Raw genomic sequence first — 14208 nt, 5'->3', positions numbered from 1 at the left:
ACTAAATATTCGCCTTTTTTTACCTACCCGTTTTTAGCCGATTTCTTTCTTCCCAATTTCGCCCTCAACAGCTGTTGCACGGTCAATAACAAATAACACGTCCTGATTTTCCTCCCTGATATATTCAAAAGTAATACTATGGCCATTCATTAAATATTATTTTCCCTGCTCATAATGGACTTCCTCTGCCTCATAAATTGGGCAATAGGAGGTGATTCAAATGAAAAAAAGGCTATTTGCCTTAATCATACCCCTTATATTGTTATTGTCAGGATGCTCTGGTGATCCAGTCCAGGACGACTTACTTAATTATGTAAACAAAGAAATGAAGGAAGTAGGAAAACTGGAGAGTACTGCCGTTTCAGCCTATGAAGGGGTCTCGGGTACAAATTATCAGGATGATCAAACAATGTACGATGCGTTAATGAAAGACGTTATTCCGAATTACTCCGAATTTGTTAAAGAGCTAGAATCTGTAAAGATTAAAACAGATGAGGTACGAGAAATTCACGAAATATATATAGAAGGGGCAAATATTCAAATGAATGCCTTTGCAAAAATTAAACAGGCTTTAGAAAACCAGGACGCAGATTTGATCCAGGAAGCGAACGATATGCTAGCGGATGCCAGATCGCATATCCGGGAATATCAAACAAAATTAAATAAACTTGCAAAGGAACACGATGTAGACATTAAAAACTAACAAAAATTCTCCTAAACTAATAACGGAAACTATAGTTTTTCTAGTTGCCGAAGCTAATGCATAAACTAAATAGCCAAAAAGGTCAGCCCCCTTCTCTTAAAAAAAACGGAAGGAGGACTGACCTATTTAAATTTATCGGGGCCGCAACAGGTGATGTTAACCACATTAATCAGCTGCTTTACGGATCGGCATCCATTCGAAATAAGTCAGCATTCTCCACACCCATTCTAATGGACCGAACCGAAAGTAGCGGAGCCAAATGGTACTGAAAGTCAGTTGGATGGTATAAATAGCCATACATAGAACCAGTGATTGGATATAGCTCAAATGATCGACTAAATTTAGCACCTGCCCCAAACCTAGGATTAAGATTGTTTGCGAAACATAGTTTGTTAGCGCCATTCGTCCATAGCTTTTTAGAGGAGATAAAACCTGCCGGACAATAGGAAAATTGAGAAGCAAAATCAGCAGTCCCACATAAAATGCAGAGACAATTGGGCCGATTGTGATTCCGATATGCAAGAATCGCTGCGTTTCTAAGAAATTCTCATCAGATCCATTTCCAAACACAAATGGTGCGTATTGATATTGATAAATCAGACCTGCCACACTTACCACAAATATAAGGCAAGTAAAAATGGATGTCTTTTTCCAATTTAATATTTGTTCAAACACCTGATATTGCCCTGCGGCGATGCCTAGCAACATCAACGGAACGACCATGAAGATTTTTTCTGCAAAAAAGCCCAGTACAACCAACATTGCCGTTCCAAACACAAGATTTACCAGCTTATTAGCTTTGTAAAAAGGCAAAATGATCAGACCGCAAATAGCGTAAACGGTTAAGGCTTCCCCTGGATGAAATTGCACGTGAACTAACCCAAAGAAAAACAATACAAGTATCCGCCGCAAAAACAAAACATACCCATTTTTCCCCTTCGCATTTGCCCGTGAGATAAAAATATAGAACCCCACACCAAATAAAAAGGTAAAGATCGTATAAAAGCGACCTTCTACAAGCAAGTATAAGAATCTTAAATACGATGCATCGGTGGTTCCAGGAACAGGTAATTTAACCGACAATAACGGAATGATATTCACCAGAATAATGCCCAGGAGCGCAAATCCCCGCAAATAATCGAGGGTATCAATCCGTTTGGTTAACTCCTTTGTATTCATTTAAATCAACTCCATTATCATTATAACCGCTTACTCAACTTTCACCTATCGAGGCAAATACAAAAAGGCTGATACTGTCAGCCTTTTTGTGTTTTATGTTCCTCATCCTCATTCCAAACTCACGGATCCATTACAATCTATTAATCTCTAACACTGCCATAGCCTATCAATTGTCAGTTTATCATTCGAAAACTTCAAAAGGTACACATCAGGATTATTAAGTCTTCTCCATTGCTCGAAGCACTTCCCTCAATTTTGAGAAAAAGTATATGCTTCACTCAGCCACCGGTATACATCATCATTTAAATCATCTTCCACTTGAATAATAACATGATGAATCCAGCGGCCAGGGTACGGCTCAACTGCTTCTACAATTTTTTCGTCTTCAATATATCGGTCAACCACAAAGGTCAGGGCAAGGCAATCCTCAGGACGTGTACTTGACCAGGGCTGTGGCATCCATACCCAGGCAAATTTTGTTTTTGTACCAATAGAGATAACGGATTTCTTCACTTCAATGGTTACTGGACCGATCGAATTTATCATCGCTTCCACAGCATGGAACAACGAAATATGTTTTTCTTGGCCGGTAAAGAAACGTTCTACATCTTCTCGATAAGACGGATTCACCATTTATCCCACCCCGTTTTATATTATAGGTTACAAAACACTCCTCACCACCATTGACAATGACAATGTCAATTAACTCTTCTCCCCTTAGTATAAAACCATAAATTGGATATATAAAGTTAAATCGTCGTCCTTTGATGATTACAACATCTGCACTGTGGACCCATACCAAACACTTTCCTTTTTCATACCTTAATAAATAAATGCACCTGAGATGTTTGAAAAATGGAGGTAAATAGAGCTATGTTGGAGGTAAGGCAATCTCAATACGGGAGAGGAATTTTTGCCACTCGGGATATTAAGAAAGATGAACTTCTGGAGGTTTCACCTGTCATCATCTTTCCAAAAGAAGAGTTTAAGTATTTGGAAAAAACAACTTTGATCGACTATGTATTCTGGTGGGGAAAAGATTTCGATGAATGCGCGTTAGCCTTAGGTATTGGGTCGCTATTCAATCATTCCCGCACACCAAATGCCATTTTCAAAAGGAAATTAAAAAAAGGAACAATCAATTTTTATGCATATGCCGATATTAAAGAAGGAGACGAAATACGGATTAATTATAATGGTGACCCTGATGACAAAACGCGATTATGGTTTGAGGAATAAGTAAACATATGTGAAAAAGAGCCCCTATCCCATTAGAAATCCGGATAAGGACTCTTTTGGATAATAATTTACACCAAAAGCTCTCCCTAATGATATTTAGGAAGAGCTTTGTTATATACATATAATACGTAGTATCAGGCACCTAAATATTTAATATTTCCCTAATCTCTTGTTCCGTTATTCTTGAAGTTGCTTGGTCTCCAGGTTGGACGACGGTTTCGATGAGTTCTTTTTTGTTTTGTTGGAGCTCATATATTTTTTCTTCGATCGTTCCCTGTGTGATTAATCTGATGACTTGAACAACCTTTTTTTGGCCAATTCGGTGGGCCCTTCCGGCTGCTTGCTCCTCAACAGCTGGATTCCACCAAAGATCATATAAGATCACCGTATCCGCTCCTGTTAAATTGAGTCCTGTATTTCCTGCTTTTAAAGAAATGAGGAAGATATCAGCCCCACCTTGATTGAACCGATCAACCATTTTGACCCGTTCTTTAGGTGCTGTTTGCCCATCCAAATAGAAGAAATTCAAACCAGAACTCGATAACTGTTCACGTATAATCGAAAGCATACTTGTAAATTGTGAAAAGATTAGCAGTCGCCTGCCGTTCTCTATGGCATTACTGACGATCTCCATTAGTTGTTGAAGCTTACCTGAATCGCCTTGATAATTTTCCAAAAACAAGGAAGGATGGCAGCATAATTGACGGAGTCTTGTCAAACCAGCTAAGATCTTCATACGGCTTTTTTGGAAGCCTTCTCCTTGAAGCGATTCTTTTGCTTCCTTCTGGATTCTTTCAAGATAAGCAAGGTATAGCTCTTTTTGTTGCTTTGTAAGCTCAGAATAGTTGACCGTTTCAATTTTGTCTGGTAATTCTTTTAATACATCCTTCTTCACTCTTCGCAATAAAAACGGGCGAATCATCTTTGCTACCTTAGCGGGTTCCATCTGACGAAACGCCTTCTGATTTGGAAAGAAGTCTGGCATAATCGTTTGAAAAATGGACCAAAGCTCATCAATTGAATTTTCTATTGGTGTCCCGCTAAGTGCAAAACATGTTTCTGCTTGAATATCCCTTACCGCCTTCGCTGTTTTAGTTGCATAATTTTTAATCGACTGTGCTTCATCTAATATTAGCGTACTAAATTCATGCTGTGCATAAGAATCAATATCCTGCCTTAAGGTTGGATAAGATGTAATCCAAACATCAGGTAACAAATCACTTTGCAGCCGTTCCAACCGCTCTTGCGGTGTTCCAATCAACACATCCGTTGCTAATGATGGAGCGAATTTTTGAAATTCATTTTTCCAGTTGTAGACAAGTGATGCCGGGGCTACAATCAACGCTGGTTTCGCGTTTTTGTTCCCATTTCTTTCTGATAAAATAAAGGCAATACTTTGCACGGTCTTCCCAAGCCCCATATCGTCTGCAAGAATGCCACCCAAACGGTAGTAGCTAAGCGTTTTAAACCATTGGAAGCCATAGTTCTGATAGTCTCTTAATTTAGCCTGCAGCAAATCAGGCAACTCAAATTCCAACTCTTCAGGGTTTTTCAAACGGTTTAATAACCGACGAAATGGCTTTCCGTATTTGGCTTTGCTGCCATTTTCCTTATCAACCAATTCATCCAGCTGCATTCCTCTGTATATTGGAAGCTGAATCGTGTCTTTTTCCCATTGTGATGGTTTAATCTTTAACTCTTGAAGCATGTTTTGAATCGTTCGAAATTCTTGTGATTCCAATGAGACGAACGCACCGCTTGGCAGTCGATAATATTTTTTCTTCTCCACAACAGATTGTAGAATATTCCTAATCTCCTTCTGCTCAATCCCTGCCATATCAAAGCTCACCTCCAGCCAATTACCTGAAGAATCGACGTCGATATTGGTAACGGGTGCATGTTTGTCCGGTAATACAAATGACCTGACGGCACTTGTTAAGAAAATTTCTGTTTTGTCTTCAAGCCGCGGTAAAACTTCATATAAAAATTCATATATCCCATCTTCGCCTTCAACATAAAGAAGTTTTCCTTCGAATCTTAGAGAAGTAGATTGAATCACTTCCATGATTGCTTGTTCCTTTTCTGCATCCCTCATTAAAATTGGACCGCTCTTTTCAGGAGTCGTTTGCTCAAACGGATGTATCTTATATTCACCGTAATGGAATTCAAGTGAAGCCTGGAGGAGATCGTCGATTCGGTCAACATAAATCCTTGCCTCTAGGGGGAATTTTGCAATATTGCTTGATACGTTTTCCGTAATCTCCAATTGTCCAATCTTATCAATACTAGGCACCACCTGAGAGATAAACGGTTCAATTTGATCATTAGCAATTGGTAGAACAGGATTGTTTGACTGTTCAATCAGTTTTTTCAATTCCTTGATGAGTAGCTGCTGTTCAACCGAAATCTTATAAAAGCGATGATCTACGATGATATATCCATATAGATCTAAGAAGGTAAAATTAGCTAGTGAAGTCAAGTCTAATTGAAACTCATCTGCTTTTCCTTTATCTAATTGTATCGTAAAAGGCAATTCCGATTGATCGATTACAATCTGATTAAAAGCTTCTCTACCATGTTCAAAGTGAACCTCTCTGTTTTCAAGCCTTTTAAGTAGCTCTGCCGCAATCATCGGGGGAATCGTAAGTGCCCGTTCATCTGATGAACCATAGCTTCTATTATAAGGAGATTGGAATTCCTGGTAGATCTCCTCGTACTTAATCGCATCCTGCAAAAGGTTAATAATCTCCAGATCATTCGGGGTAAACTCTTGTTCTATCGGGTCATAGGTAAAACTTTTTGTAAACGGGTACTGGACCTGTATATTTATAGTCTTAAGAAAATCCTTAATATTCTTTACAATATAGGCCCTCTTTTGGCCTACCTTCATTTCTAATGTTAGAAATTGTTTTGTTGCGTAGTACGGCTTATATACTTTCAGTATCCATTCTACTAGTAAGGGCTCCTTGATTCTCTCTATCTTCTGTTCCTTACTACCTTGTAATATACTAGAGAAGTTTTGAATAAATTGATTCGTCAGCTGCTTGACATAAGCTGCTTGTCTTTCTTCCCTTTGCCTTTCTAGTTCCAATTGTCGATTTTGTAATTCTTTCTCTTGTATTCGTTTCCTATCAAGAAAACTTTGGTTATCGCGATGAGGGTTACTAAAGATAATTTCCCCCTGGGTATTGTCGTGAATTTTCAGCATAACTGCAGCAATATGTTTACACGGCTCCCAGTATTTACCATAGGCAGGACAGTTGCAATCTGAGGAAATTCCTAACCTATCATCCTCAATTGTCACTTGATAGGTTTCTGACCCTCTTACTTTTGCACTCCAGATATTTTTAATGGGATCATGAGATAAATCTCTGACACGTCCTTCTTGAAAGTAACCAAGCCCACGACGATAAACTGCATTTGTAAACAGATCTTTTATATTATCTTTTGTTAATTGCTCAAACATAAATTTACCTCCACCTAAAGCATCAAAGGAAATAGACTATTACTTTCATATTTTCCTATTATCTAATATTCTAGACTGCAATAATACAATTTTACATATGTAAATTTTCTACAGTAATCATGGCATACTTAATTCAGTTTCAAGCTGCGGATTTTTCTTAAGGATTTCATTGAAAAACAAATACAAATAAAAAAACCGCAACATGTCCTTTGACAAGACAAGTGGTGCGGTTCGCGGTGAATGGCTGTTTTTTCATCAATTATTCTTACATTATTTTCATTAAGATTAGATTTATACCGTTTGTTTCTGCTGTTGGCGTAGGTTCCGAGCGGCCGCCACCATGTTTTTTAACGATGCAATGGTTTCTTCTTCCTGACGTGTTTTTAAACCGCAATCTGGATTGACCCAGAATTGATCTTTTGAAATCACTTCTAAACTATCGTTTAAAATCGCATCGATTTCTTCTTCACTTGGTACACGCGGGCTATGAATATCATATACTCCTAAACCTATCCCAAGTTCATATGGATTTTGTTTAAGCGATTGGATCAGTTCCCCATGGCTTCTAGACGTTTCAATCGAAATCACATCTGCGTCAAGGGCACGAATCGGTTCAATAAAATCATTAAACTCGCAATAGCACATATGTGTATGAATTTGTGTTTCATTCTTCACACTTGAAGTCGCTAACTTAAAGGCATTGACTCCCCATGCCAAGTAGTCGGCCCAGTTTTCTTTCCGTAACGGCAATCCTTCACGTAATGCCGGTTCATCCACTTGAATAATGGCAATGCCTGCATCTTCTAACGCTTGAATTTCTTCTCGTAGTGCTAAGGCTAGTTGGTTGGCGACTTGTTCACGTGAAAGATCATCACGGACAAACGACCAATTTAAGATTGTGACAGGACCTGTTAACATCCCTTTCACATACTTAGACGTTAATTGCTGTGCCTCATCTACTTCCCTCACTGTCATTGGGCCTATCCACTCGACGTCACCATAAATAATTGGTGGTTTGACGCAGCGTGACCCATAGGATACGACCCAGGCTTTTTCTGTAAAAGCAAAGCCTTCTAGCTTTTCTCCAAAGTACTCCACCATGTCTGTACGTTCAAATTCACCATGGACTAACACATCCAGTCCAATTTCTTCCTGAATTTGTATCCAACGGGCGGTTTCACTTTTTAGAAACGCTGTATATTCAGCTTCCGTCATTTCTTTTTTACGCCATGCTGTCCGTGTACGTTTTACTTGATTGGACTGAGGGAAGCTGCCAATGGTTGTCGTTGGATAGTCTGGTAACTTTAGTGCCTCTTTCTGCACAGGCTGACGTTCTTTAAATGTCATTGGACGGGCAAAATGTTCAGGTGTTACTTGTGATACAAGCTCCTTCACACGCGCATTCTTCCTCGCCTTATGTTGCGCTAAAGCTTGGGTCGCCATCATACTTTGTGATACGCTCTTATTTCCAGTCCATGCCTCGTCACGTATATAGGATGTGATATCTGTTAACTCAACGATTTTCTCATCAGCAAATGACAGGGCGTCTTTTAATGTGGCATCTAGACGCGTTTCCGACTTGGTCGTCACAGGGGCATGCTGAAAACTGCATGAAGACTGAATCCACGCTTCTTTTACACCGCTTAAGGATAAAACAGCTTTCGTCTGGGTCGCTCTTTCAGCCAAATTCGCCCGCCAAATATCACGTCCATTGACGACACCCATCCCTAATACTTTATCTTGCGGGAAGCCGTGTTTACGAAGGGAAGCCATATTCTCTTCGGCACCATGGATGAAATCGAGACCAATCCCGGCAACCGGTAATTGAGATAGTTCTTCATACGCTGATAATCCTTCAAAATAGGTTTGTACCATAATTTGTGCAGCTGGTACCTCTGCTGCTAATTGTTTGTAAATAACTTGGATTAATTTTACATCATCTGCTGTTAGCGATAGGACTAGGGCTGGTTCTTCCACTTGAATCCACTTTGCCCCTGCATCGACAAGCTGCTGGAATACTTGTGCATAGAGCGGGATGAGTTTTAAAATAAAAAATGCTTTGGTTTTGGCATCGTACCCTTTTGCTAGTTTCACAAACGTATACGGACCAATAATGGTCGGCTTTGTGTTCAGACCTAATTCTTCTTTCGCTTCTGTAAAATAATCTAGCAGGTAGTTCTTCGTTAATTGTAAGGACTGGCCTTCATATTCAGGGACGATGTAGTGATAGTTTGTGTTAAACCACTTCGTCATTTCACAAGCGACCACATCCTTTGCCCCACGCGCCATTGCGTAATAGGTTGTTATGTCGACTTCTTCACCTGTCCACTGATAACGATTGGGAACCAGTCCGAACATTGTTGCAAGATCAAGCATGCGGTCATAAAAGGTAAAATCCCCAACGGTTAGGTATTCTAAGCCTAGTGATTGCTGACGCTCCAAATTATTCAAGCGGTGCGTTTTCATCTCTGCAATAAATTGCTCCTCTGATTTCACACCCTTCCAAAACGATTCGACACAACGTTTCCACTCTCGATTCTCCCCAATGTACGGGTAACCAATGGCTGTACTGACTAAATTCATGCTTCATTCCTCCTACTTTTATAAACTACAAGTCCCAAATACAAAAAAGCCATCTCCGCAAAATGGAAATGGCTCTACATTCAAGTTATCGATATGCTAATAAAAACTTGCATAAACATCGCTGCTCATAACTCGTTTGTCGTACAAATGACTGTCACCACCTATTTCCACGTAGGTATCTGGTGTGTACTGGAATTTGGCAGGTCTCCTGGCTTATCATCATGGCTCCTCACACCTTCCCGTCCTAAGACAGTGGTATTTGTGATTCACTCCGATTTACAGTTGCGGGACAGCGACGGAATTACACCGTTCTTCCCTATTAAGCCAAGCCGTAGCTTGGCACCAATTCTTACACGATATGTAATTTTGAATAACTATAACATATTCATAATTTGCTGTATACAATTTTCTGAAAAATTGATCTCATATGATGATATACTGAATGTGAATTCCAAATTCCATTATCCACACTGCCACATTAATTTTACTTCTCGATAAAGATTTATTTCTGTACTTTCTCTTAGTTGATAGGTTGGATTTTTACTGGTGATTTTTGAAATGAGTAATATTTAAATCCTTGCAAAAACTAAAAAGCCCCAACCAGAAAGAGGGATTTGTGTGTACCATAGAATATGGACGTTTTCTAATTTTTTGCTTATTATAGGCTCCATCATTTATATTTGGTTTTTTCGTCCGCATGACTCCATTTTGATTGTAATTAGCCAATTTTCAGCTCAAATCGCCATGATCTTATTTATCTTTAATGTGAATATGTATTTTATTTTTCTACTCATTCGTAAAACCAAGCAAAGGAAAGTTAAGATTCGGCTTGCCACCTTCTCCAGATATTTCATGAAGTGGCATATTAAAATAGCTATTACAGCTACACTCCTTATTATCGGTCATTCTTGGATTAATCTTTTTAAAATAGGTCCTATCCTTGGTTACGGTCATATCAAGATGTTGATGGGTTATACTTCCTTTATCTTTCTACTTGTCACATTGTTTGCTGGATATTTACGTCACAAAAAAGCATCTGGATTTCGAAAAAAGTTCCACCGAATCATCGCAATGACCTTTACGGTTATATTTCTAATCCATATGCTTATTCCTATTTAACAATTAGCTATGTTAAATTTTAAGGTTTCCAATTAAAAATGCCCAGAATATTAATTCCAGGCATTTTTTTAGTTTAATGAAAACTATTTATTTAATTTCTTTGTACAGATTTATTTCTGTACTTTCTCTTAATTCCCTTAGTCCTGGCACAATTCTCCTAACATGTTCGCTGCTGTTGTGTTGTTCTATTGCCTCTTCATCCACCCATTTTTCAATCATAGTAACAATGGTTGGGTCATTAATATCTTCATGAAGAGCGTAAGAAATGCAACCTTCTTCTTTATTAGTTTCAGTAACGAGTTCTCTGGCAAGTGTTAAATATTCTTCTAACTTTACACCTTGTTTCAGTTTACCTTTCGCAACAACTCTAATCATTTTACTAGCTCCCCATTCTTATTTAGTTAGTTTTGACTATCCCCTTTATTATATAATAAAGCACGACGGCAAAAATCAACCTTGTCGATTTCGTCAAAACCTTAAAACATTAGCCAAAATACACTCCTACACTACCTTCTACTTTGGCAGTTGCTAAACAATTTTGTATAAACTCCGAGATTTGTTTTTGATCCAAAGTTAAGAAATGACTATTTTTATAAAATTGTTTGTAGCCATTCAAAGCCTTTTCAATCTGTTGTATCGAGAAGGTAGAACTGCCGCCTGATCCACTAACTCCTGCATAGTAATTATTTGCATCAAGTAAATTATACAGTATGGTAGCATTATGATTCCCCATGCTAAAACGAGCATAAGCAATTTCTTCTCCTGCTTTATTGTATCCTGATATATCGTGACCCATTATTATCCTCCTTCAGATATATAAAATTACTTACCATAACCTTTAGTCGGGAGCTTAACTTAGAATTTCATTTACTTTTTCCTTCATCTGTTTGAATCGTTCATTTAGAAGTTCTAGGGTCGTATTATCCGTGGTAAAATGCAGAACGATGGCCTTTATTTCACGTTTTAGCGGCAATATTCCCATTGATTTTAGTAATTAAGTGATTTTATTAGCTTCAGCATTTTAACAGGAAGTTATTAAAGAGGCGCAAGATAGTGGATTTAAAATGATGAGAATGAAAGGGGAAGATTGCAGGTTTAATAGAAAGGGATTAAATTCGATAATATTTATTGCTTTTATGGTTGTTTCGACATTATTCCACCTCCTTTTCGGTAGAATTATATCATACTGCATTTAATAATAATTTTGTCTTTTCTAAAAATTTAGTACAATTACGTGAACATCGTTTCAATTTAAGAAGGATTTTTCTGATTGGCATCAATCACATTTATGCGCGAACTTCATCAAAATCGGTCTTTCTCTAATCCTCACAAAAAGAAGCCCACTCCGAAGAAAGGGCTTAATTCTCTCACTTTTTATGCAACTCATTCCATTTCTTAACCAAACGCTTCGGTGCCGCACGTAAATAGGCTTCTTGAATGAGATCAGTCAATTCATCCCAGTCTTCCTCAGCCGGATTTTGAATAGATACCCACCCGTGATGCCCAATATGTGGGGTTTTGAAAAAATACTCTTTCTGTAACAATATAGCTTGAGTTTCTCGATCTGACTTGAACGACAAGCTAAATCCTTTCTCGCTTTCACCCGATATTACGAAAGATTTTCTATTTACTTTAAAAGTATTGTGACCAAATCCGTCGATATGTTCAAAAGCTTCGTCCAGTGCAAGACAGATCTTGCGCACATTTTCAAGCATGAGTGCCGTTTCTTGTATTTTCATTTATTTATTCACCTATAATCGAAACTATTTTGTATAGTTAGTTGCCTTCTACTAAAACTAGCTGCGAAACACATTCCACATGCGTTGTCATCGGAAACATATCGACTGGCTGCACTTCCACCGTCTTGTATCCCCCGTCCTCCAGGATTCGCAAATCTCTTGCAAGGGTAGCTGGATTACAGGAGACATAGACGACTTTTTTCGGCTTCATTTCAATAATCGTTTGCAGCAAAGCCTCATCACAGCCTTTGCGCGGCGGGTCAACGACTAAGACATCGGCTGAATTCCCTTCCTTATACCACTTCGGAATCACGACCTCTGCTTCCCCAGCCGCAAACTCTGTATTCGTCATACCATTTAATTCTGCATTCCGCTTCGCATCCTCTATTGCCTCTGGAACCACTTCTACGCCGAATACCTTTCTTGCTTTTTGTGCTAAAAATAAGGAAATCGTCCCAATCCCGCAATAAGCGTCAATGACGCTTTCTTCGCCGCTAAGGTCGGCATATTCAAGGGCTTTATCATATAAAACCTTGGTTTGAACGGGATTAACCTGATAAAAGGACAGCGCAGATATAGCAAATTTAACATCACCGATAAAGTCATAAATGACTTCATTCCCCCACAAAACATTCGTTTTCTCACCCATAATCACGTTGGTGCGCTTTGAATTGACATTATGGACAATCGACTTTACCTTCGGAAGTTGTGCTACAATTTGCTCCACAAGCTTGTCTTTATGAGGAAGGTCAGCCGTCCTTGTTATAACGACCACCATGAGTTCACCCGTTTGTTGACCATAACGGGCCATAATATGTCTTAGTACGCCTTTATGTGATTCCTCATGATAAGCCGGAATCCTTAGTTCACTGCAAATCTCCTTGACCACCTGTACCGCCTCATTGATTTCAGGCAACTGAATGATACTCTCATTCGTATCAACGATTTCATGGCTCCTCGGTTTAAAAAAGCCTGCAATCAGTTTGCCGTCCTTTTCCCCAACCGGCACCTGCGCCTTGTTGCGGTAATGCACAGGATTGTCCATTCCCAAAATTGGATGAACGACTACATCCTCCAGTTTTCCGATACGTGTGAGCACCTGACGGACCTGGTTTTCTTTATATTTCAACTGTCCTTCATAGCTAATATGCTCAAGTTGGCAGCCGCCATATTTATGGAACTCACTGCTCTCAATCTCCACTCGGTAAGGACTTTTTTCATAAATCTCAACCAGACGCCCAAAGCCATAGCCTTTGCCCGTCTTAATCACCTTAACTTTTGCTTTTTCACCAGGCAGTCCATTGGGAACAAATAACGGATAGCCATCAATCTTAGCCACACCCGCTCCGTCATGGGTTAAATCTTCAAAAACAACATCTATATAATCATTTTTATTTACCGGTACAATTCTGCTCATTCGTTTCTTCCTTTGCTTGTTTTGACTAGCTAAGATTGTATCACAAAGCCTGACAGTTTGCGAAACTTCAAAAGAGCAAAAGCCCTTTTTATAAAAAAAACCAAGAAAATTGTCAGAATATTTTTATTTTCAAATATAATAAAAGTGTATATGATTAAAACAATCTCATTATTGGAAGGAGTGAATGATGATCAAGTTGAAGAAGAACCTTGCCGTGCCTTTACTCCTTGCCTTTCTTGCTTTCACCTTCATCCACTTGGCTTATTCACTTCCGCACTCGCACGCTAATTTCAAAGCCGTCATCAATGTAGATGATGGTGCCTCGAAAGGGCAATGGGATGATCAAAAAAAGCTGCCCCTAGACATTCAAATTCATTTTGTGCTTACGTTCATCCTTTTAACAGCTGCAACACCGCTTATTTATTTGTCAATAATTTTGAAAAAAAGCCATATTTTCCTTATCCCTATTTTTCATCAATCAAACTATGTGATCCACTCTCCCGAATTCTAAGCTAACACCAAAATAAGGGAGGAAATATATATGTGGATCCGCTTTGTAATCATTGGCTTCTTTTCACTATCAGCTGCAAGCATGCTAACCTACCAGGGCGTCGAAATTTTCCATGCTTTTGTGGATTTTTTTAAGCAAAAATAAATGAAGGGCAGACTCGATGGGGGAGTAAATTCCCCCCCGCACTGAAGTCTGCCCTTTTTATTTGGTTCTGTTACTTGGATGTTGATTTCCGCTCCAGGCGCTTCAATC

General features: G+C 38.9%; 13 protein-coding genes and 1 riboswitch. Of the genes, 4 read left to right on the top strand and 9 right to left on the bottom strand.

All coding sequences use genetic code 11. The annotated features are described in order from the left end of the window. Positions 1-220: 220 nt before the first annotated feature. Positions 221-703 carry a PM1805 family lipoprotein gene (locus BDR01S_RS11505; protein WP_066249892.1) on the top strand — a complete coding sequence of 161 codons (483 nt, stop codon included), beginning with the start codon at positions 221-223 and terminating at the stop codon, positions 701-703. 165 nt (positions 704-868) lie between these two features. Here BDR01S_RS11505 and BDR01S_RS11500 read toward each other — a convergent pair whose 3' ends face one another. Both BDR01S_RS11500 and BDR01S_RS11495 read right to left on the bottom strand, forming a co-directional pair. Continuing rightward, positions 869-1882 carry a DUF418 domain-containing protein gene (locus tag BDR01S_RS11500; protein ID WP_066249886.1) on the bottom strand — a complete coding sequence of 338 codons (1014 nt, stop codon included), beginning with the start codon at positions 1880-1882 and terminating at the stop codon, positions 869-871. 249 nt (positions 1883-2131) lie between these two features. Continuing rightward, positions 2132-2512, bottom strand: a complete 381-nt coding sequence (locus BDR01S_RS11495; RefSeq protein ID WP_157406155.1) for a DUF5655 domain-containing protein — start codon at positions 2510-2512, stop codon at positions 2132-2134. Between the two features lie 243 nt (positions 2513-2755). Here BDR01S_RS11495 and BDR01S_RS11490 point away from each other — a divergent pair, with 243 nt between their 5' ends. Then, positions 2756-3121, top strand: coding sequence for an SET domain-containing protein (locus tag BDR01S_RS11490; RefSeq protein WP_066249881.1), 366 nt, complete (start codon positions 2756-2758; stop codon positions 3119-3121). Between the two features lie 142 nt (positions 3122-3263). Here BDR01S_RS11490 and BDR01S_RS11485 read toward each other — a convergent pair whose 3' ends face one another. Then, positions 3264-6587 (bottom strand): DEAD/DEAH box helicase, encoded by a 3324-nt coding sequence (locus BDR01S_RS11485; protein ID WP_066249877.1) that lies wholly within the window; start codon positions 6585-6587, stop codon positions 3264-3266. A 291-nt stretch (positions 6588-6878) separates the two neighbouring features. Then, positions 6879-9170 (bottom strand): 5-methyltetrahydropteroyltriglutamate--homocysteine S-methyltransferase, encoded by a 2292-nt coding sequence (gene metE / locus BDR01S_RS11480; protein ID WP_066249873.1) that lies wholly within the window; start codon positions 9168-9170, stop codon positions 6879-6881. 181 nt (positions 9171-9351) lie between these two features. Continuing rightward, positions 9352-9532, bottom strand: a riboswitch (cobalamin riboswitch). A gap of 256 nt (positions 9533-9788) precedes the next feature. Between metE and BDR01S_RS11475 the strand changes: the two genes are divergently transcribed. Further along, entirely contained in the window at positions 9789-10289 is a 501-nt protein-coding gene (locus BDR01S_RS11475; protein WP_066249870.1) for a hypothetical protein, read from the top strand. A gap of 87 nt (positions 10290-10376) precedes the next feature. On the opposite strand, the gene BDR01S_RS11470 is transcribed toward BDR01S_RS11475, so the two are convergent. From BDR01S_RS11470 to rlmD, 5 genes are all read right to left on the bottom strand, one after another. Continuing rightward, positions 10377-10664 carry a putative quinol monooxygenase gene (locus tag BDR01S_RS11470; protein ID WP_066249865.1) on the bottom strand — a complete coding sequence of 96 codons (288 nt, stop codon included), beginning with the start codon at positions 10662-10664 and terminating at the stop codon, positions 10377-10379. Between the two features lie 109 nt (positions 10665-10773). After that, complete coding sequence (locus tag BDR01S_RS11465; protein ID WP_066249863.1) at positions 10774-11085, bottom strand: hypothetical protein; 312 nt, start codon at positions 11083-11085, stop codon at positions 10774-10776. A 54-nt stretch (positions 11086-11139) separates the two neighbouring features. Beyond that, on the bottom strand, positions 11140-11271 hold the full coding sequence (locus BDR01S_RS26495) for a hypothetical protein (RefSeq protein ID WP_268874674.1): 132 nt from the start codon (positions 11269-11271) through the stop codon (positions 11140-11142). A 385-nt stretch (positions 11272-11656) separates the two neighbouring features. Beyond that, positions 11657-12028 (bottom strand): MmcQ/YjbR family DNA-binding protein, encoded by a 372-nt coding sequence (locus BDR01S_RS11460; protein WP_066249860.1) that lies wholly within the window; start codon positions 12026-12028, stop codon positions 11657-11659. Positions 12029-12065: 37 nt separating this feature from the next. After that, a complete protein-coding gene (gene rlmD, locus BDR01S_RS11455; RefSeq protein WP_066249857.1) occupies positions 12066-13445 on the bottom strand; it encodes a 23S rRNA (uracil(1939)-C(5))-methyltransferase RlmD in 1380 nt (459 codons plus the stop codon). Between the two features lie 187 nt (positions 13446-13632). On the opposite strand from rlmD, the gene BDR01S_RS11450 reads away from it, so the two are divergent. After that, complete coding sequence (locus BDR01S_RS11450) at positions 13633-13956, top strand: hypothetical protein (protein WP_066249855.1); 324 nt, start codon at positions 13633-13635, stop codon at positions 13954-13956. The last annotated feature ends 252 nt before the right edge of the window (positions 13957-14208 follow it).

It is taken from the genome of Neobacillus drentensis NBRC 102427 (genome assembly GCF_001591445.1).
Classification (GTDB): Bacteria; Bacillota; Bacilli; order Bacillales; family Cytobacillaceae; genus Neobacillus; species Neobacillus drentensis.
Note: the sequence above shows the minus strand (reverse complement) of the source record. Positions and strands in the feature narration are given on the sequence as shown.